This is a genomic window from Arthrobacter sp. 9MFCol3.1, assembly GCF_000620385.1.
Lineage (GTDB): Bacteria > Actinomycetota > Actinomycetes > Actinomycetales > Micrococcaceae > Arthrobacter.
On the sequence record NZ_JIBJ01000007.1, the window covers coordinates 88,051 to 107,948 of the forward strand.

Consider the following 19,898-nt stretch of genomic DNA (forward strand, 5'->3'; position numbering starts at 1 on the left):
TTCATGCGAGTGTGATGCGTGGGTTCTCGGGTGGTGTGCTGGTGAGGTGAGTCAGTGGTTTTCGTGGACAACCAGCATGTCCGCGTCCAGTTCGCCGTCCGGGTAGAAGCAGGCGAACTGCTGGTCGGCGGCGGACGCTTCGAGGGCCGGTTCCAGGGTCAGGCACTTCTCCTGCTTGGCCGGCGGCAGGGCCGCAAAGACGGGACAGCGGGTGGCGAAGTTGCACCCTGCCGGCGCTTCCAGCGGCGAGGGCAGGTCGCCCTGGAGGATGATCCGCTCGCGGGTGCGCTCCAGCTCCGGATCCGGTACCGGGATCGCGGAGAGCAGGGCACGGGTATAGGGGTGGCGGGGGTTGTCGAAGACGGCGTCGACGTCGCCGATCTCCACGATTTTGCCCAGGTACATGACGGCAACGCGGTTGGAGATGTGCCGGACCACGGAGAGGTCATGGGCCACCATGAGGTAGCTGAGGCCGAGTTCGGCACGGAGTAAGTCCAAGAGGTTGATGACGCCGGCCTGCACCGACACGTCCAGGGCGGAGACGGGCTCGTCCAGGACCACCAGCCGGGGGTTCACCGCGAGGGCGCGGGCAATGCCGATGCGCTGGCGCTGGCCGCCGGAGAACTGGTTGGGGAACCGGTTGACGTGGTCCGCCTGCAGGCCCACCAGCTCCATGAGCTCCATGATCCGCTTCCGGATGGCGGCCTTGGGCATGCCCAGGTTTTCCATCGGCTCGGCCAGGACCTCGTAGACGGTGAAGCGCGGATCCAGTGCCCCAGTGGGATCCTGGAACACCATCTGCAGTTCCTTGCGCATGGCGCTCTTGGCCCGGGCGTCGGCGGCCTGCTTGTTGCTCAGCCCGCCGATCACCACCTCGCCGTCCTGGTCCTTGTGGAATTCCATGATTTCCAGCAGGGTGGTGGTCTTTCCGCAGCCCGACTCCCCCACTATCGAGAAGCACTCGCCCTCGCGGATATCGAAGCTCAGACCGTCCACGGCCTTCACCGTGCCGATCCTGCGCTTGATCAGGGCGCCCTTCATCAGGGGAAAGTGCTTCCTGACGTCGCGGAGTTCCAGGACAGTCTTGCGTTCGTGCCGGGGAAGGCTGTCAAAGCGGGACACCGGCACGGCCGGGACGGCGAAAACCGTGTGGACGTCGACGTCGGCGAGGGCCTCGCTCTTGATGCAGGCGGCGCTGTGCCCGGCACCGGGCGCCACCGCCCGGAGATCCGGTTCGCCGTCAAGGCAGGCCTCGGTGGCCAGCGGGCAACGCGGCGCGAACGAACAGCCCGTGGGCGGCTGCGTGAGGTTCGGGGGGATGCCATCGATCGGCACCAGCGACGATTTTTCCGCGACGTCCACGCGCGGGACCGCGCCGAGCAGGCCCATGGTGTAGGGCATCCGCGGGCTGTAGTAGATGTCATCGACGCTGCCGGTCTCCACCGGCCTGCCCGCGTACATCACCATGATGTCGTCCGCCATGCCGGCGACCACGCCGAGGTCGTGCGTGATCATGACGACGGCGGCGCCGGTCTCCTCCTGGGCGGCGTGGAGCACCTCGAGGACCTGCGCCTGGATGGTGACGTCCAGCGCCGTCGTCGGCTCGTCGGCGATCAGGACCCGCGGGTTGTTGGCGATGGCGATGGCGATCATGACGCGCTGGCGCATGCCGCCGGAGAACTCGTGCGGGAAGGCCTTGAGCCGGTCCTTCGGGCTGGGGATGCCGACCAGCCCCAGCAGTTCGACGGCGCGGGCTTCCTTGGCCTGCTTGCTCATGGTCGGGTTGTGGACGGTCAGGGCCTCGATGATCTGGGTGCCGACCGTGTAGACCGGGGTCAGGGAGGACAGCGGATCCTGGAACACCATCGCGAGGTCGCTTCCGCGGTGGCGGCACATGGCCTTGTCGCTAAGGCCCAGGAGCTCCTTGCCCTGCAGCCGGACGGACCCGGTGATTTCCGCCGTCGGGGGCAGCAGGCCCATGATCGCCATGGACGTGACCGATTTGCCGGAGCCGGACTCGCCCACGATGCCCAGTGTCTTGCCGGGCATCACGTCGAAGTCGACGCCGCGCACCGCGTGCACCACGCCGTTTTCGGTGTTGAAGCGGACGTTGAGGTCCCGGACAGAGAGGACCGCGTCGGTGGGGGCGTGCAGTCCGGCGGCGCGGAGGCGCTCGGCGGTGCCTTGGGCGGTGTCCCGTGCGGTGGTGTTGCTGGTCATTTGATCTTCTTCTGTGTTTTGCCAGACTGTTTCGTGCCTGTGGCGCTGACCCTCTTAGCGCGGCCAACGGAGCTGGAGCTGGGGTCGAACGCGTCGCGGAGGCCGTCGTTCATCATGGCGAGCGAGCCGGTCAGCAGGAACATCACGATCAGGGGGGCCCAGAACATCCACGGAAACGTGGAGACCTGGGAGGTCGACTGGCCGATCAGTACGCCCAGGCTCACGTCGGGGACCTTGATGCCGATGCCGATGAAGGAGAACGCGACCTCGGCGAGGATGGCGCCGGTGACCCCGCGGGTGACTTCCAGGACCAGCAGGGAGCCGATGTTCGGCACGAGGTGGCGCCAGACGATCCGGTGCGACGGGATGCCCATGTACTGCGAGGCTTTGACGAAGTCACGCTGCATGAGTGAGAGCGACAGGGACCTGATGAGGCGTGCGGTGCCCATCCAGCTGAAGACCAGCAGCACGATGATGAGCAGCAGCCAGCTCGGGACGGTGTTCTTCAGGCCGTTGGCGCCGCCGCTCGTGGCCACCGCGACTACCAGCAGGGCCGGCATCATGATCAGGGCTTCGAGGATGAACAGCATGACCTTGTCCACCTTGCGCCCGAAGAACGCCATGGTGCAGCCGTAGACGGCGGCGATCAGCACCGAGACGAGGCCTACGACGACGCCGATCAGGATCGAGACCCTGGTGCCCTCGACGGTCAGGGCGTAGAGGTCGATCCCGGCCTGGGAGGTGCCCAGCAGGTGCTCCGCGGAGGGCGGCATGCCGATGTTGAAGGGGTCGATGGTCTCCTTGTCCCAGCCGCTGAAGAAGCCGCCGATGAAGGAGAAGAGGGTCAGGGCCAGGAAGATGGCCAGGCCGGCGACGGCGGTGCGGTTGCGCAGGAAGCGCCGCAGGATGATCCGCGACTTGCCGATCACGACGTCGTCGCCGCCGAACTTTCCTTCGTCCAGGACGGCGGCCGGGTCAATCGTGTTGAGGTTGGTCATGATTACTGCACCCGCACTCTCGGGTCGACGAGTGTGGTGGCGAAGTCGGCGAGGATCGCTCCGACCGCAAAAATGACGGAGCCGTAGGCGAGCGTCGCGGTGGCCGCGTTGACGTCCTGCAGGGCGATCGAGTCGATGGACCAGGACCCGACCCCGTGCCAGGCGAAGATTTTCTCGGCGAAGAAGCCGCCGGCGAAGATGGCCGGGATGGTGAACGCAATGCTCTGCGCCACGGGGATGAAGGACACCCGCAGGGCGTGCCGGCTGATGGCCTGGTTGCGGGTCAGGCCCTTGGCCCGTGCCGTCCTGACGAAGTCGGCGTTGACGTTGTCCAGCAGATACTGGCGCTGGGCGATCTGGTAGGCACCCCAGCCCACAATCGTGATGGCGAACGTGGGCACGGCGTAGTGGGCGAGCATGTCGACGAACTGGGCCCAGCCGTCGCCGTCGAGGCCCGGGGTGGAGATGCCGGTGACAAAGAAGACGCGCTCCCCCACCGACTCGTTGATGTTAATGGCGCCCAGCTGCACCAGGAAGTACGCGATCGGCGCGGGGACGATGTACATGAGGTAGCTGTACGAGGTGATGGCCCGGTCCGAGGCCTTGTACTGGCGGGCCGCCGTGAAGACGCCGAGGGCGACGCCGATCACGAGGGTCAGGATGATTGAGGCCAGGAAGAGCCGGGTTGAGATCCAGACCCGGTCGCCGAACTCGGCGTTGATGAAGGCGCCGTTGGGGCTCCGGCCCCAGTCCCAGCGGGTGAGTATGCCGGTGAGCCAGTCGACGTAGCGCTCCCACGGGCTGAGCGTGGGATCGAGCCCCTTGAGCCGGAAGGAATTGACCACCTGCTCGGGCGTGGGCCGCGGAATCCGCTCCTGCTCAAGCAGCGCCGGCTGCAGCGTGCTCACAGCCAGGAGATAACCGGCACTGGTGGTCAGGAAGATCATGAAGACATACGTGAGCGCACGTTTTGCGAGATATCGAAGCATGGAGCGGCTAGTTCTGGATCGCCGTTGCCTGAGCGGATCGGGGCGTCAAGGCTGCGGCCGCACGGGCGGGCCTGCCTGTCACAAGGACAAGATTATTCACAACTTCGATCCTTCCGTCGTCCCCATCCGGCAGCGGGTTCCGCGGCCGGTTCGGGAGTATGGCCAGTTGGTTTCCGGCCGCCCGCATGCCTTGCGGCTGAGCCCTTGTGGGCTATGTTGCGGGTCACATTCCAGAGGAAGCTATCACATCAGCCGGGCTCCGCCGGGCTTCCACGGGCCGCGACACGGCGGCTTCGCCACAGATCGTTATGAATAACTCCGCGGAATGGATTTGGCCCACGGAACCGGCGGAATCGGTGGCAGGGCTAGGATCCGCACACCACGCGCGTGACAAGTTCCCGCCAGGTGTCCGCGAGGCGTTCCGGCGCAATTGAGTGCACGCCGACGGAATGGAGCAGCAGTTCCGGCTCCAGCGACGCCCCCAGGGCCGACGCCATGAGCCACGGGTCCGCCGTCACGCCGGCGTCGCGCAGCAGCATCTCAAGATGGCGGTGCCAGAGGACGGCCGGCGGGACATCGAACCTGTTGTAGACCGAGGCGTCGGCGGCCCGCGCCAGCTCCCCGAATTCCAGGATCCAGTCAATGCGGGCGGCGCCTGCGGCGATCAGCCGCTCCAGGGGCGGAGCCCCGGGCCCCACCGGGGGCGGGCCGAACATGAAGCGGCCCTGGAATTCGGCCTCCGCGTCGCTGAGGAGCGCCATCATCAGGCCGGCACGGCTGCCGAACCGCCGGAAGACTGTCCCTTTTCCGACTCCGGCGCGCTGCGCCAGCCGGTCCATGGTGAGGGCGTCGACGCTCGATTCCTCCACGATTTCCCGGGCGGCGCAGAGCAGGAGCTCCCTGTTGCGCATCGCGTCGCGGCGCGCTGATTCTGCGGCGGGCGCGGCGGGGCGCCCTCCCCCGGACTGGGCACCGGGACGGATCGGGATGAGGCTCACACCGCTGATTCTAGCGCCCCGGAATATAACCGGACCGCAGTCCGTTTAGCATGGGTGAAGGCCCCCAAAGCCTCACGATCCACCAGCCGCCGGAATCACCCTGCGGCGTGATGCACAGGAGTACACATGTCCAAGAAGACCATCCTCACGCTCGTCGGCAGCCTTCGCGCCGGCTCCACCAACCTGCAGCTCGCCGAGGCCATCGCGCTCAACGCGCCGGAACAGGTGGACGTGGTCATTCACGAGAGCCTGGGCAACATCCCCTTCTACAACGAAGACATCGACGTCGAGGGCCAGGTGCCCGCGGCCGCGGCCGCCCTGCGCGCCGCCGCCAACGAGGCCGACACCATCCTGCTGGTCACGCCGGAGCACAACGGCACCGTCCCGGCCTCGCTGAAGAACGCCATCGACTGGCTGTCCCGCCCCTTCGGCGCAGGCGCCCTGTCCGGCAAGCCCACCGCGGTTGTCGGAACCGCCTTCGGCCAGTTCGGCGGCGTTTGGGCCCAGGACGAGGCCCGCAAGGCCGTCGGCATCGCCGGCGCCCAGGTCCTCGAAAACGTCAAGCTGGCAGTCCCGGGCTCGATGGTCCGCTTCGCCGAGGTCCACCCCAAGGACGACGCCGAAGTCGTCGAGCAGATCAAGGGTGTGTTCGACGCACTGGCCGAGGCTCCCGCTGCGGAAGCGGCCTAAACCACCGCACCCGCGCTCCGCTCCAGACCCCTCCCGGGGCCCCGACAGCACACGGCCGCCGGGGCCCCGGGCCGTCCGAAGCGCACCCGGCAGATTTCAGGCCGGGGCCATCTGGAAACAATCGTTTCCCCCGAGACAACACGGGTAGTATCCTTGGGTTTGTGACCCACGAAACACTTGATGCCGCCGCAGCAGTACTTCCGGCCGAGGCCATTGACGCAATCGAACGTGCGGCTACGTCCGCCCACCGCCACGAGATTCTGTTCTCGGAGCGCGCAGCAAATATCAAGCAGTCGGCAGTCCGGGACGTCTTCGACATCTCGATGCGCCCCGGCCTGGTTTCCCTCGCCGGCGGCAGCCCCTACCTGCAGTCCCTGCCGCTGGAACGCCTGGGCCAGACCGCCGCGAAGATCATCGCCGAGCAGGGGATGACCGCCCTGCAGTACGGCGGCGGCCAGGGCACCGAAGAACTCCGCATCCAGATCTGCGAGGTCATGGCGGCAGAGGGCATCCTCGACGCCGACCCCGCGAACGTCGTCATCACGGCCGGCTCGCAGTCCGCGCAGGATGTAGCCACCAAGGTGTTCTGCAACCCGGGCGACGTGGTCCTCGTGGAGGACCCCACCTATGTCGGGGCCCTCAACACCTTCGAGGCCTACCAGGTGGAGGTCGAAACCGTGCCGATGGACGGCGACGGAATCATCCCTGATCTGCTGGAGGCAAAGATCGCCGCCCTCCAGACCGCGGGCAAGAACGTCAAGTTCCTCTACACCATCCCCAGCTTCAACAACCCGTCCGGCATCACCCTGTCCGCGGAACGCCGCCAGACCGTGGTGGATATATGCCGTCGTGCGAATATTCTGGTGCTGGAGGACAACCCCTACGGACTGCTCCGCTTCGACGGCAAGCCGCTCACCCCCTTGCGGGCAGCCAACCCGGATGACGTCATCTACATGGGGTCCTTTTCCAAGATCTTCGCCCCGGGCCTGCGGATCGGCTGGGCCCTGGTCCCGGCCCACCTGCAGCGCCGGTATTACCTGGCATCGGAGGCCGTCACCCTGTGCCCGCCGACGCTGAACCAGATGCTGGTGTCGGCCTATCTGCGCGACTACGACTGGCGCGGCCAGATCGAGACGTACCGCGGGCTGTACCAGGAACGCTGCGAGGCAATGCTTGCCGCCCTGGCCGAATACATGCCGGAGGGACTGAGCTGGACGCACCCCGAGGGCGGGTTCTTCGTCTGGGTCACGCTGCCCGACGGCGTGGACACCTACCCGCTGCTGAAGAAGGCCATCGACGCCGGCGTCGTCTTCATTCCGGGCGCGGCCTTTACGAACACGGACGACCCGTCGAACAAGATCCGGCTGGCGTTCAGTGCCGTGCCGCCCGAATCGATCCGCGAGGGCGTGCGGCGTCTCGCGCCGGTCCTGCGGGAAGCGCTGGCCGCCCTGTAGCGTGAGCACCGGCAGGACCGCTGCCGGGCCTCGACAGCGGCTCGGGCCTTGTTTGTCGGCCAGGCACATTGAACAGCATTACTCGTTGAAAGAGGAGCAGTCCATGACCGGAATTATCGTCGTCGGCGTCGACGGCAGTGAAACTGCCCTGCGGGCGGCGCACACCGCCCGCGACCTCGCGGTTTCCATGGGGGCGACACTTCATGTGGTCAGCGCCTTTGACAGCGACAAGACCCAGGTCTTCGGCAGCGGCAGTGACGAGTGGATCGTTTCCGACGCCGGCAATGCAGAGAAGGTCGCGCGGACGGTGGCGGACGGCCTGCGCCGCCCGGACACCAACGTCACTCATGCCGCCGCCCGGGGCAAGCCCGCCGAGGCCCTGATCCGCGAAGCAGAACGGACCGGCGCCCGGATGATCGTCGTCGGCAACCGGCGCATGAGCGGGATCGGCCGGGTCTTGGGGAGCGTTGCGAACAGCGTGGCCCACAACGCCCCCTGCGACGTCTACATCGCCAAGACCGACGTCGGCTGAGGCGCTACCGCTTCTCCGGTGCCGCCGCCTGCACAGCGGCCTGGCCTGTGTCTGATCCTGCGGACCCAAGCATCCTGCGCAGGATTTTTCCTGAGGCGGACTTCGGCACGGCCTCGATGAACTCCACCCGTCGGATTTTCTTGAACGGCGCCACTCGGGCTGCCACGAAGTCCACGACGCCCGCCACGTCCAAGGCATCGCCGTCTGCGCCCGGCTGGCGGACCACGAACGCCTTGGGCACTTCCTGGCCGTCGGCATCGAGGGAGCCGACCACCGCGGAGTCGGCGATGCCGGGGTGGGTGAGGAGCACCGCCTCCAGTTCCGCCGGGGCGATCTGGTAGCCGTTGTACTTGATCAGTTCCTTGAGCCGGTCCACGACCGTCACCACCCCGTCTGCCCGCACCGTGGCGATGTCCCCGGTGTGCAGGAAGCCGTCCGCGTCCAGGGTGTCCGCGGTTTCCTGCGGCCGGTTGAGGTAGCCGAGCATCACGTTCGGTCCGCGGCACAACAGGTGTCCCGGCGCGCTGGTTCCTTCCGCGGGAACCGGGATCTCCTCCCCCGTGGCCGGGTCCACGAGGCGGCACTGCATGTTCGGCACCGTGTACCCCACGGAACTGACGGGGACGCTGAGTCCATTGCGGCCTGCACGCGGAATGAGGTGCGAAACCGGGCTCATCTCGGTCATGCCGTAGCCCTGCAGGACCCGGCAGCCGAGACGTTCGGCCAGGCGCGTGCCGAGTTCGCCGTCCAGCGGCGCCGCGCCGGACAAGGTGGTGTGCACCGAGCTGAGGTCGTACTCGGCAACGAGCGGGTGCTTGGTCAGCGCCACGGCCACGGGAGGGGCGATGAACAGGTAGCTGCACCGGTGGTCCTGGATGATCCGCAGGAACTCAGGCAGATCGAACCGGGGCATGGTGACAAGCCTGGCCCGCTGGCGCAGCGCGAGGTTCAGCAGCACGGTCAGTCCGTAGATGTGGAAAAACGGCAGCAGCGCCAGGATCCGGTCGTCGGGGCCGACGTCGAGCAGGCCCCTGGCCTGTTCCACATTGGCGACCAGGTTCCGGTGGCTGAGCATGACCCCCTTCGGCCGGCCGGTGGTGCCGGAGGAGTAGGGCAGCACCGCCACATGCGTGGCGGGATCGAACGAGACGCGGGGAGCCGGAGCGCCCACGGCGAGCAAGTCGGCCAGCGAGGGGTGGCCGTCGGCGCCGTCGAGCACCACGAGCCGTGAGGCAGGGATCCCGGTCCTTTCGGCGGCCTCCCGGGCGGCCGGCAGCAGCGCCGATACGGTGAAGAGCCAGTCAGCGCCGGCGTCAGTGAGCTGGGCGGCGATCTCGTCCGCCGTGTACAGGGCATTGATGGTGGTAACCGTGGCGCCGGCCCGGAGCAGGCCGTGGAAGACGGTCGCAAAGGCGGGGACGTTGGGGCACAGGATGGCTGCCACGCCGTGCACACCCAGGCCTTGGGCGGCAACGGCGCCGGCGAGGGCGTCGATCTGCCCGCGCAGCGCCCGGTAGGTGGTCTGCGCACCGCTGGCGCCATCGACGACGGCGACCCGGTCCAGGTCCTCCTCTGCCAGCGCGCCGAAAAGGTAGTCGTAAATGCCGAGGTTGGGAACATCGACGTCGGGGTACGGGCTTGAAAACACGCAGCATCTCCTTTGATCCGCTTCCGCCTGGGCTGTCGGCGGCTGGTGCCACTCTAGTGCCGGGGCGTATCCGCGGGACAGGACTGCGACTGGACTTGACTGCGACTGGACTTGACGAGGATCACCCCCAGCCGTGGGCAGCCTCACCGCCCAGCGGGCCGCCCGGCACGGACCGGCTCAGTAAAATGGGAGGTGCCCTGCGATGGTGCGGACGTTTCGAGAACCCACCTACCAAGGGAGCCCCATGATCACTCTTCAGCGCCGACAGCTGGTTGGCCACGACATCCTGCTGGCCCGGCACGGCAACCACATCAGCGCCATGCGCGTGGACCGCGGTGCCGGGCGCGTTGTCGCGTTCCTGGACGACGGATCAACGGACAGCGCACCCAACCTGATTGCCCCGGGCCTGCGCATGCCCGACACCATGCGCAGCGTGCTCCGTGAGGACTGGAAGTTCCTGACGGGAATCAGCGCGTGCAGCGCGGGGCTCGCAGGCCTGATGTTTGCCGCCTCGGCCGCCCTCGCCCGCATGAGCGGCGATCCCGCGCTGGTCCAGATCCTGACCGCATACTCGGGAAACTGAGTGCCCCGGGGCCAGGCGGCCCCCTCTGGGAAACCCCACGACTGGGAACCCCAACACTGACAAACCCCGCCGCTGAAATGGTTCAGCGGCGGGATTCTGTCGTTTCGTGGCCAGTTTCGCCGGTCAGTCCAGCAGCAGAGCCGGCTCTTCCAGGATGGCGGCGACGTCGGCCATGAAGCGGGCCGAAAGGTCGCCGTCCACCACGCGGTGGTCGAAAGAGCCGCCGAGGGTGGTGATCCAGCGCGGAATGACTTCGCCGTCCAGGACCCAGGGCTTTTGCTTGATGGTGCCGAACGCCACGATCGCGACCTCGCCCGGGTTGATGATCGGCGTGCCGGTATCGATCCCGAGGGCGCCGATATTGGTCACGGTGAGCGTGCCGCCCCGCATCTGGGCAGGCTGGGTCTTGCCGGCCCGCGCCGTGGTGGCGAGCTCGTTCAGGGCCAGGGCCAGCTGCTTGAGCGAGAGGTCCTGGGCGTTCTTGATGTTCGGCACCATCAGCCCGCGGGGCGTCGCGGCCGCGATGCCCAGGTTCATGAAGTGCTTGACGTGGATCTCCGCGGAATCGCTGCCGTCCGGGTTGTCCACCCACGTCGCGTTGACACTCGGGTTTCGTGCCGCGGCCCAAATAACCGCCTTGGCCAGGATCAGCAGCGGGGAGACCTTGATGCCTTCGAAGTCGCGGGAGGCTTTGAGGCGCTTGACGAATTCCATGGTGCGGCTGGCGTCGACGTCGACAAAGATGCTGACGTGCGGCGCGGCGAACGCGGATTCGACCATGGCCTTTGCGGTGGCCTTGCGGACCCCCTTGACCGGGATCCGCTCGATCCGCTGGTCCTGCGGGCGGCCGGACTTGCCCCAGAACGAGTCCGCCTTGTCCACCTCGGCGTCACGCTGGGCCTGGTAGCTCACCAGGTCCTCACGGGTCACTTCACCGCGGGCGCCGGTGGGCACGACGTCGGCCAGGTTGATCCCGAGGTCGCGGGCGATCTTGCGGACCGGCGGCTTGGCCAGCACCTTGCCGACCAGGCCGCTGATGGCACCGCCCAGGGTGGGGCGTGCGTCAACCGAGTCGTCGGGGGCTGTGGCCGCGTCGGCAGGGCGGCTGGCCGCGTCCGGGTTGATCCATATGTCGTGGGCCTCTACACCCACCCGCTCGGCCACCGGGGCGGCAGCGCCGGTAGCCGCAGTGGAGGCCGGGGCCTCGTGGCCGACGGCCGAAGGGGCGGAAATCCGCCGCCGGCGCTTGACCGCGTCGGCCTTGGGACCGGAGCCCACCAGCGGCCCGCCGGCCGGGCGCCCGGCTGCTTCGCCGGCGTCGGACGTGTCAGCCGGCAGCGTGCCGTACATGGGCGCGGCGGCAGCCCGCTCCTGGGCGACAGGCGCTGCGGCAGGCGCAGGGGCAGGTGCCGGGGCGGCCGGCTCCGGGGCGGCGACGGCGTCGCTCACGCTGATGATCGGCGTGCCGACATCCACCGTGACTCCCTCGGGCACCAGCAGTTCGGTGACGGTTCCCGCGAACGGTGAGGGCAGCTCCACCAGGGACTTGGCCGTCTCGATCTCGCACAGGACGTCGTTGATGGCCACGGTATCGCCGGCCTTGACCTTCCAGGCGACGATTTCGGCCTCCGTCAGCCCTTCGCCGACGTCGGGCAGGTTGAACTTGTTGAGCGTCATGGGTCCTCGTCAGTACGCCAGGGCGCGGTCGAGCGCCTCAAGGATGCGGTCGATGTCCGGCAGGTAGTCTTCTTCGACCTTGGCCACGGGGTAGGGCATGTGGAAGCCTCCGACGCGGATGACGGGGGCCTCCAGTGAATGGAACGCCCGTTCGCTGATCCGTGCGGCGATTTCGCCGCCGATGCCGCCGAATGTGGGGGCCTCGTGGGCCACGATCAGCCGGCCCGTCTTCCGGACCGAGGCCGTGACGGTGTCGAAGTCGATCGGCGAGATGGATCGGAGGTCGATTACCTCGACGCTGTGGCCGTCCTCGGCGGCGGCCTCGGCCGCGGCGAGGGCCACGGGCACGAGCGGGCCGTAGACGACGACGGTCGCGTCGGTGCCCTCGCGGAGCACGTGCGCCTTGAAGGGGTCCGCTGACGCGCCGGGGGTCTCGGTGTCGACCTCGCCCTTGAGCCAGTAGCGGCGCTTGGGTTCGAAGACGATTACCGGATCCTGGCAGTCGACGGCCTGCTGGATCATCCAGTAGGCATCGTGCGGATTGGACGGCGTGATGATGCGCAGCCCGGCCGTGTGGGCGAACAGCGCCTCCGGCGATTCGGAGTGGTGCTCAATGGAGCCGATGCCGCCGCCGTACGGGATCCGGATGACGACGGGAACGGTCAGGTTGCCGTTGCTGCGCGAGTGCATCTTGGCCAGCTGGGTGGTGATCTGGTTGAACCCGGGGAACACGAAGCCGTCGAACTGGATCTCGCAGACCGGCTGGTAGCCGCGCAGGGAGAGGCCGATCGCGGTGCCGATAATGCCGGATTCGGCCAGCGGGGTATCCACCACGCGGTCGGCGCCAAATTCGGCGATCAGCCCGTCGGTGACCCGATAGACGCCGCCAAGGGCCCCGATGTCCTCGCCCATCAGCAGCGAGCGGGGGTTGTTGCTCAGCGTGGCCCGCAGGCCCTCATTGATGGCTTTCGCAATGGTCATGGTGGTCATCAGCGGGCCGCCCTGTCTGTCTGGACTGTATCTGCCTCTTCGGCGGCTGCCTCTTCGGCGGACGCCTCATCGGCGAACCCCGCGCTGTATTCCTCGAACCAGGCCAGTTCCTCGGCCACCAGCGGGTGGGCCTCCACGTAGGTGTTGGCGAAGGCGGTCCGGATGTCCGGGGTTTCCAGGTCATGGGTGGTCTTGCGGACGTAGGCGGCGAGCTCGTCGCCGTCGGCCCTGACCTGCTCGAAGAAGCTGTCATCCGCGAGGCCCTCGGCCCGGAGATACTTCTCCAGCCGTGCCAGCGGATCTTTGGCACGCCACAGGCGCTCTTCGGCGGATCCGCGGTACTTGGTGGGGTCATCGGCCGTGGTGTGCGCCCCGACCCGGTAGGTGAACGCCTCGATCAGCACGGGACCATGGCCGTCGCGGGCACGCTCCAGCGCCCATTCCGTGACCGCGTGGACCGCGATCACGTCATTGCCGTCCACCCTGATGCCGGGGAAGCCGTAGCCTTTGGCGCGGTTGGCCAGCGGGATGCGGGTCTGCACGGAGCTCGGCACGGAGATGGCCCAGTGGTTGTTCTGGCAGAAGAAGACCACGGGCGCCTGGTAGGAGGCGGCGAACACCATGGATTCGTGGACGTCCCCTTCGGAGCTGGCGCCGTCGCCGAAGTACACCATGACGGCGGCGTTCGGCTCCACCGCCTGTCCCGCCTCCCCGCTGGCGACGGCGTTGGCGGCCGCCAGTTTCTGGTCCCGCTGGATGCCCATGGCGTAACCGACGGCGTGCGGGGTCTGGGCGGCGAGGACCAGCGTGTAGAGGTGGAAGTTCGTGTCCTTCGGGTTCCAGCCGCCGTTGGAGACGCCCCGGAACTGGCGCAGCAGCTCGGCCAGGTCCACATTCCGCGTCAAGGCCACGCCGTGCTCGCGGTAGGTCGGGAAGATGTAGTCCTGCGGCTGGCTGGCCCGTCCGGAGCCGATCTGGGCGGCTTCCTGCCCCGTGAGCGGGACCCACAGGGCCAGTTGGCCCTGCCGCTGCAGGGCGGTGGCTTCCACGTCAAAGCGGCGGATCTTGGCCATGTCCGCGTAGAAACCGCGCAGCGTGTCCGGATCCAGCTTCTCGGCGTACTTTGAGAAGACTGGGTCCGAGCCCAGGGTGCCGTCCGGGCCCAGCAACTGCACCATCGGCTCGGCGGGGTCGCCGAGTTGGGCCTCGGCCTCCGCTTCGAGCTGGTCATCCATTTCGGTTCCGTCGAACTCGGTAGAGGGCAGATGTGTGGCGCCCATACCGTCTCCTTGCTTGCCGCATCCGAATGCGCCGCAATCGCTGGGATATATGCCGGACCGGGAATACATTCCAGGTCCGGCATATATTTTGGCTTACTGGTCCTTACTTTATCCGCACGGGGCGGCCTGAGCGCGCAGTGTTAAGCGCTAGGAACGCTGCGGCGGTTTTGTATAGATTGCACAGAGCTCCAGGAAACGGGTGTTGGCTTCCGTTTCCCCGATGCTGACCCGGACGCCCTCGTTGCCGAAGGCACGCACGGACAGTGCCCGTTCCGCCGCGAGGGCGGCGAATTCCGCGCTGTTTTCGCCCAGATTGAGCCAGACAAAGTTGCCCTGGGCCTCCGGAACGAACCATCCGAGTTCACGCAGTCCGGCCGTGACCCGGTCCCGTTCGTCCACCAGGCTTTGTACCCTTTCTACAACGTCGGCGAAGTGCTCTAGCGATGTAACGGCAGCCGTTTCCGCGATCTGGGACACTGCGAAGGGTGTGGCAGCGACGCGCAGGTGCTGCGTCAGTTCGGGCCGGGAGACGCTGTAGCCCACGCGGAGTCCGGCGAGGCCGTGCGCCTTTGAGAAGGTCCGCAGGACGACGACGTTGGGATACTTGCGGTACATGGCGATGCCGTCCACGGCGTCGCCGGCGCGCACGAATTCCTGGTAGGCCTCGTCGATGACCACCACGACGTCGGCCGGAACGGCGTTGATGAAGCGCTCCGTTTCCTCGGCCGTCAAGATGGGTCCGGTCGGGTTGTTGGGCGTGCACAGCAGGATCATCCGCGTCCGCGCAGTCACCGCGGCGGCCATGGCGTCCAGGTCATGGCGCCCGTCGGCCGTCAGCGGGATCCGGACGCTCTCGGCACCGGCCAGTCCCACGCAGATCGGGTAGGCCTCAAACGAGCGCCAGGCGTAGATGACTTCGTCGGCCTTGCCGTCGTCGTTCTGGCCGGCGAAGGTGGTCAGCAGCTGGTTCAGGGCGCCCAGGCTGCCGGCGCCCGTGACGATGTCCTCGGCGGGAACATCCAGGAAGCGGGCGAGCGATTCACGCAGCCTGCTGCTGAGCGGATCGGGGTAGCGGTTGAAGTCGGCCTGCGCCGCGATGGCCTGCTGCACTGCAGGGATCGGGGGCAACGGGTTTTCGTTGGAGGACAGCTTGTAGCTGGCCAGGCCTTCCACGGGGACGGGGGGTTTTCCGGCCGCGTAGCGGGGGAGGAGGTCTACCACCGGACGGGGCCTGATGCCCCCGGCCGGGTTTTCTGATGAAGTCATGCCAACTAGCCTACTTCGGGTCACTGCCGCTGTTGCGGGAGATGATCGCTGCTCCCATGGGACGGCCGCTGCCGACATGGGGAATATGGTCCCTGCCGTCGCCGCCGGGCGTATGACAGCATGGGGCCATGCGCTCATTCATCGTACGAGTCATCATCAACGGGTTGGCCCTGGCAATCGCCTGCTGGATCCTCACGGGCCTGGACATTTCCACCCAGGGCAACGGCACCATCAACACCGTCTTGGGCTACCTGTTCATCGGCTTGATCTTCGGCCTGGTCAATGCCTTCGTCAAGCCCATCGTCAGCCTCCTGTCGCTGCCGATCACCATCCTCACCCTGGGCCTGTTCACCGTGGTCATCAACGCCGCGATGCTCTATCTGACGTCCTGGATCAGCAGCTACACCACTGTGCACTTCACCATTGACTCGTTCTTCTGGACCGCCGTGTTCGCCGCCATCATCATCAGCGCGGTGTCCCTCGTGGCGAGCTTCCTTCCCGCCCTCGATCGTTAGAAGCGCCCGCGCCTCGCGGGCCCGAAGTGGTTGCCGGCGTTGCCCGCGGTTCCGGCCGGGCCTCGCGCCGGAGCGAGAACCGGGTCACCGTCGCCGCCCCGCCGGTCCCCACGACCGCGGCCAGCGCCGCGGTGGAGTCCTGCAACGTGTTGTCCCGGCTCGCCGAGACGAGCGCGGCCCCGTCGGCGTAATTCTCCAGCCGGTGCCCCGGACCCAGGCCGACGTCCTGGAGCGGCGGCACAGCCAGCGGGTTGGTGAGGGTCACGGTCACCCGGTCCCTGGTGTCCGGGTTCGCCTGTCCGTCTGCCCCCGGCACCCAGTCCTGCTCATGTTCCAGGTGCAGGCTGCGGATCCCCGGTCCCGGGCTGATGCCGCCCACCGGCGAGCCCGCGGTCAGCACGAATTTGAGGTCGTACTCGGCCAGGACAGCGCGGTCCTTGCTGAGATTCATCGCGTGGATCCCGCCCTGGCTGTAACCGACGGCCACGAGCTGATCACCGGCCCCGGCCCCGGCCTGCCGCAACGCCTCCCGGATGGCCTCCGCCGTCGACGCCGAGTCATAGCCCAGGGCCTCGGCGATGCCGGCGGGGTCAAAGGGGTTGGTGCCTTCCGGCAGGGCACCCTGCTGGGTTCCGGGAATGACCACCACCCACGCGGGCCGGGATCCGCCGTCGACCTCGATAACCTCGATCCGGCCGCCGTGCTCTCCCACTCCCCCGGCCCGCCGCAACAGCCCGGCCGGTGAGAGGTCGACGTCGGCCGTAAACGTCTCCCGGCCCACGATGCTGACCGGACGGGGTTTGAGGAACACGAGCCCCGGCGCTTCCGAGGCGTCCCGGACCAGGCGGCGGATGTCAGTGGGGCCGGCCAGGGCGCCGGCTGCGGCGGCCAGGGGCCCGGGCAGGCCAAGCAGCACGGCGAGATTCCGGGGCGCCATGGCGACCCAGTCTTCAACGATCCCGCGCACCCCGGGCAGGGCGAAGGGCTCCGGTGCTGCGCCGTACTCGGAGCCGTGAAGTCCCATCCGCAGCAGCAGGGCATTCCGGGCTTCGGCATAGTCGTATTCACGGTGACTGGCGCGGACGTCGTCGCCGATCCGCTGAAGTTGCGCCCGGACGCGTCCGACCTCCCGGCCGGCCTCCCCCACGGCGATGATGGCGCTGCTGCCGCTGGTGTAGGACTCGGACTGATAGGGAAAGAGCGCGCGCCGGACGGTGTCGGCCTCCACTTCAACCATTTGCAGCTGTCGGACCAGCCCGTCCAGTGCCGCGGCACCCGCCAGCAGCTCCTCAAACTGGAAGCTCACCCCGCCGATTCCGCCCCGGATGAGCAGGCTGCCGTCGCGCGGCGGCGCGGAAACCCCGGGGCTGCCGCCGGAGCCAGCCGGAGTGGCCTCTGCCATCAGGGTCCCGTCCGGTCCGCGGGCTGCGCCACATTCCGGGCGTGCCGGAGCACCACGGCAACAGCATCGAGCAGGGCATCCCGGCTCCGGCGCAGCGCCGCCGCGTGCAGGGACAAGGCCACACGGTAGGCGCGGCCGGCCGGTGACTGCCAGGTCTGCAGCTCAAGGCGGGCGAGGGCGGCGAGCACCGCATCAGCCTCATCGGCGCACCGGGCCACGCGCGCCGCGAACTGCTGGATTTCGTAACTGCGCGAAGCGCACTCGAGGGCGTCGGCGGCCGTCACGCCAAGAACCGCCACGTCCTGCACTGCCAGGCTTCCCGCCGGTCCCGGCGGGAAGCCACCAGTCATTCCTCTGGTCATGAAACGACGCTAGCGGGGCGGCCGGTGCCCGCTGAAGGGCGCCGTCGGGCTATGTGGACAACGTCCCGGACCGCCATGCACTGCCAGCCGGCAATGTCATAAGGACGGGGGCGCTTAAGGCCCGGCGGCACTTCGTGAAAGAATCGGCACATGCCTGAAACTGCCGCCACAGCTGATACCCGCACGCCGTCCGGACGCCTGGCCCTCGCCGCGTCCGACCACCAGATCGCGCTCGGCCCGCTGGACGGCCGCTACCAGTCCGCCGTCGCGCCGCTGGTCGACTACCTTTCCGAGGCGGCCCTGAACCGCGACCGCGTGGCTGTTGAGGTCGAGTGGCTGATCCACCTGACCGGCAACAGCGTCCTGCCCGGGGCCGGCCCGCTCACGGCGGAACAACAGCAGCAACTGCGCGCGATCGTCACGGAGTTCGACGCCGCCTCCGTCACCGAACTGGCCGAGATCGAGGCCGTGACGGTCCACGACGTCAAGGCTGTCGAGTACTACATCGGCCGCCGCCTGCCCGGCATCGGAATCGATCACCTGACCGCCATGGTGCACTTCGGCTGCACCTCCGAAGACATCAACAACCTCTCCTACGCCCTTGGCATCAAGGGGGCCGTAGAGGACGTGTGGCTGCCCGCGGCCCGCGCCCTCGTCGCCCAGATCAGCGCCATGGCCGGGGACAACCGCGCCGTGCCGATGCTCTCCCGCACGCACGGCCAGCCCGCCACGCCCACCACGCTGGGCAAGGAACTGGCCGTCATCGCGCACCGGCTGGGCCGGCAGCTGGACCGGATCGCCCGCACCGAATACCTCGGCAAGATCAACGGCGCCACCGGCACCTACGCCGCCCACGTCGCCTCCGTCCCGGGCGCCGACTGGGAGCACGTCGCCAAGAGCTTCGTCGAAGGCCTCGGCCTGTCCTGGAACCCGCTGACCACCCAGATCGAAAGCCACGACTGGCAGGCCGAACTCTATGCCGACGTCGCGCGTTTCAACCGCATCCTGCACAATGTCTGCACCGACATCTGGAGCTACATCTCGATCGGCTACTTCGTGCAGATCCCGGTGGCAGGCGCCACGGGTTCCTCGACCATGCCGCACAAAGTGAACCCGATCCGTTTCGAGAACGCCGAGGCCAACCTCGAGATCTCCTCCGGCCTGCTCGACGTGCTCGGCTCCACCCTGGTCACCTCCCGCTGGCAGCGCGATCTCACCGACTCCTCCTCGCAGCGCAACATCGGTGTGGCGTTCGGCCACTCGCTGCTCGCCATCTCGAACGTTGCCAAGGGCCTGGACCGGCTCAAGGTTGCCGAGGACGTGCTGGCCGCGGACCTGGACACGAACTGGGAAGTCCTCGGCGAAGCCATCCAGATGGTCATGCGCGCCGAGGCCATCGCCGGCGTCGACGGCATGGAAAACCCGTACGAGCGGCTCAAGGACCTGACCCGCGGCCAGCGCGTGGATGCCGCCCGGATGCAGGAATTCGTCCAGAGCCTCGGCCTCTCCGCCGACGCCGAAGCCCGCCTGCTGGCGCTGACCCCGGGCAGGTACACGGGCATCGCGGACCAGCTGGTGGACCACCTCAAATGAGACTTCTGCTCATCCGGCACGGCCAGACGCCCGGCAATGTCCTGGGCCAGCTGGACACGGCGCACCCGGGGCCCGGGCTGACCGAACTCGGCCAGCGTCAGGCTGAGGTGTTGTCCCGCGCCCTGGCGAACGAGCGGATCCTTGCCCTGTACGCTTCCACCCTGGTTCGGACGCAGATCACAGCGGCACCGCTCGCCCGGGTGCACGGGCTGGAAACCGAGGTGCTTGAGGGCCTTCACGAGATCGAAGCCGGGTCCCTGGAAAAGCAGACGGACCACGAATCGCACAAGCGGTACATCGGCACCATTTTTTCGTGGGCGGACGGCGAGCTCGAGCGCCGGATGCCTGCCGGTCCCAGCGGCCGGGACTTCTTTGAACGCTACGACGCCGCGATCGCCACAATAGCGGCCCGCACCAACGGGGCCGGGGATTCAGGATCCGTGGCCGTGGTCAGCCACGGCGCCGCCATCCGGGTGTGGGCCGGCCTGCGGGCAGAAAACATCGAACCGGACTTTGCCATCCGGCATGTGCTGGACAACACCGGAATCGTGGCGCTGGAAGGCGATCCCGCGAACGGTTGGAAACTCATCCACTGGGACGGCAGCCCCGTGGGCGGACTGGCCCTGGCGGATTCGACGGCGGAGGATCCCACCGGCCGTCCGGCGTAGCGGCCAGGGCACCCGTCGGGGGCGTACGCTGCA

General features: G+C 67.9%; 18 protein-coding genes. 7 read left to right on the forward strand and 11 right to left on the reverse strand.

Annotated elements, in window-relative coordinates:
• Positions 1-51: 51 nt before the first annotated feature.
• The 4 genes from C560_RS0108900 to C560_RS0108915 form a co-directional block, all read right to left on the reverse strand.
• Complete coding sequence (locus tag C560_RS0108900; RefSeq protein WP_026537944.1) at positions 52-2,220, reverse strand: dipeptide ABC transporter ATP-binding protein; 2,169 nt, start codon at positions 2,218-2,220, stop codon at positions 52-54.
• Entirely contained in the window at positions 2,217-3,218 is a 1,002-nt protein-coding gene (locus C560_RS0108905) for an ABC transporter permease (RefSeq protein WP_026537945.1), read from the reverse strand. Before C560_RS0108905 ends, C560_RS0108900 begins: the two co-directional genes overlap by 4 nt.
• A gap of 2 nt (positions 3,219-3,220) precedes the next feature.
• Complete coding sequence (locus C560_RS0108910; RefSeq protein ID WP_026537946.1) at positions 3,221-4,207, reverse strand: ABC transporter permease; 987 nt, start codon at positions 4,205-4,207, stop codon at positions 3,221-3,223.
• 365 nt (positions 4,208-4,572) lie between these two features.
• Complete coding sequence (locus C560_RS0108915) at positions 4,573-5,205, reverse strand: TetR/AcrR family transcriptional regulator (protein WP_026537947.1); 633 nt, start codon at positions 5,203-5,205, stop codon at positions 4,573-4,575.
• Between the two features lie 126 nt (positions 5,206-5,331).
• Between C560_RS0108915 and C560_RS0108920 the strand changes: the two genes are divergently transcribed.
• From C560_RS0108920 to C560_RS0108930, 3 genes are all read left to right on the forward strand, one after another.
• A complete protein-coding gene (locus C560_RS0108920) occupies positions 5,332-5,895 on the forward strand; it encodes an NAD(P)H-dependent oxidoreductase (RefSeq protein WP_018775397.1) in 564 nt (187 codons plus the stop codon).
• Positions 5,896-6,056: 161 nt separating this feature from the next.
• Positions 6,057-7,349, forward strand: a complete 1,293-nt coding sequence (locus C560_RS0108925; RefSeq protein WP_026537948.1) for an aminotransferase-like domain-containing protein — start codon at positions 6,057-6,059, stop codon at positions 7,347-7,349.
• A gap of 103 nt (positions 7,350-7,452) precedes the next feature.
• A complete protein-coding gene (locus C560_RS0108930) occupies positions 7,453-7,881 on the forward strand; it encodes a universal stress protein (RefSeq protein ID WP_026537949.1) in 429 nt (142 codons plus the stop codon).
• Positions 7,882-7,885: 4 nt separating this feature from the next.
• Here C560_RS0108930 and C560_RS0108935 read toward each other — a convergent pair whose 3' ends face one another.
• Positions 7,886-9,529: an AMP-binding protein gene (locus tag C560_RS0108935; RefSeq protein WP_026537950.1), complete on the reverse strand. Its 1,644-nt coding sequence runs from the start codon at positions 9,527-9,529 to the stop codon at positions 7,886-7,888.
• A 244-nt stretch (positions 9,530-9,773) separates the two neighbouring features.
• On the opposite strand from C560_RS0108935, the gene C560_RS0108940 reads away from it, so the two are divergent.
• A complete protein-coding gene (locus C560_RS0108940; protein ID WP_018775393.1) occupies positions 9,774-10,112 on the forward strand; it encodes a hypothetical protein in 339 nt (112 codons plus the stop codon).
• Positions 10,113-10,235: 123 nt separating this feature from the next.
• Here C560_RS0108940 and C560_RS0108945 read toward each other — a convergent pair whose 3' ends face one another.
• The 4 genes from C560_RS0108945 to C560_RS0108960 all read right to left on the reverse strand — a co-directional run bounded on the left by C560_RS0108945 (position 10,236) and on the right by C560_RS0108960 (position 15,325).
• Positions 10,236-11,789 (reverse strand): dihydrolipoamide acetyltransferase family protein, encoded by a 1,554-nt coding sequence (locus tag C560_RS0108945; protein ID WP_026537951.1) that lies wholly within the window; start codon positions 11,787-11,789, stop codon positions 10,236-10,238.
• 9 nt (positions 11,790-11,798) lie between these two features.
• The gene (locus tag C560_RS0108950) at positions 11,799-12,779 is read right to left on the reverse strand and encodes an alpha-ketoacid dehydrogenase subunit beta (protein ID WP_018775391.1); all 981 of its coding nucleotides are present in this window, start codon (positions 12,777-12,779) and stop codon (positions 11,799-11,801) included.
• The gene (gene pdhA / locus C560_RS0108955) at positions 12,779-14,059 is read right to left on the reverse strand and encodes a pyruvate dehydrogenase (acetyl-transferring) E1 component subunit alpha (RefSeq protein ID WP_026537952.1); all 1,281 of its coding nucleotides are present in this window, start codon (positions 14,057-14,059) and stop codon (positions 12,779-12,781) included. Before pdhA ends, C560_RS0108950 begins: the two co-directional genes overlap by 1 nt.
• 147 nt (positions 14,060-14,206) lie before the next feature.
• The gene (locus C560_RS0108960) at positions 14,207-15,325 is read right to left on the reverse strand and encodes a histidinol-phosphate transaminase (protein WP_026537953.1); all 1,119 of its coding nucleotides are present in this window, start codon (positions 15,323-15,325) and stop codon (positions 14,207-14,209) included.
• A 128-nt stretch (positions 15,326-15,453) separates the two neighbouring features.
• Here C560_RS0108960 and C560_RS0108965 point away from each other — a divergent pair, with 128 nt between their 5' ends.
• Positions 15,454-15,840: a phage holin family protein gene (locus tag C560_RS0108965; protein ID WP_026537954.1), complete on the forward strand. Its 387-nt coding sequence runs from the start codon at positions 15,454-15,456 to the stop codon at positions 15,838-15,840.
• Here C560_RS0108965 and C560_RS21460 read toward each other — a convergent pair.
• Together C560_RS21460 and C560_RS0108975 are read right to left on the reverse strand one after the other, a co-directional pair.
• The gene (locus tag C560_RS21460) at positions 15,791-17,242 is read right to left on the reverse strand and encodes a hypothetical protein (RefSeq protein WP_197026127.1); all 1,452 of its coding nucleotides are present in this window, start codon (positions 17,240-17,242) and stop codon (positions 15,791-15,793) included. The genes C560_RS0108965 and C560_RS21460 overlap by 50 nt on opposite strands.
• Entirely contained in the window at positions 17,242-17,604 is a 363-nt protein-coding gene (locus C560_RS0108975; protein ID WP_231494301.1) for a hypothetical protein, read from the reverse strand. Before C560_RS0108975 ends, C560_RS21460 begins: the two co-directional genes overlap by 1 nt.
• A 150-nt stretch (positions 17,605-17,754) precedes the next feature.
• Between C560_RS0108975 and purB the strand changes: the two genes are divergently transcribed.
• Positions 17,755-19,197 (forward strand): adenylosuccinate lyase, encoded by a 1,443-nt coding sequence (gene purB / locus C560_RS0108980; RefSeq protein ID WP_026537956.1) that lies wholly within the window; start codon positions 17,755-17,757, stop codon positions 19,195-19,197.
• Complete coding sequence (locus tag C560_RS0108985; RefSeq protein ID WP_026537957.1) at positions 19,194-19,865, forward strand: histidine phosphatase family protein; 672 nt, start codon at positions 19,194-19,196, stop codon at positions 19,863-19,865. Before purB ends, C560_RS0108985 begins: the two co-directional genes overlap by 4 nt.
• Positions 19,866-19,898: the final 33 nt, after the last annotated feature.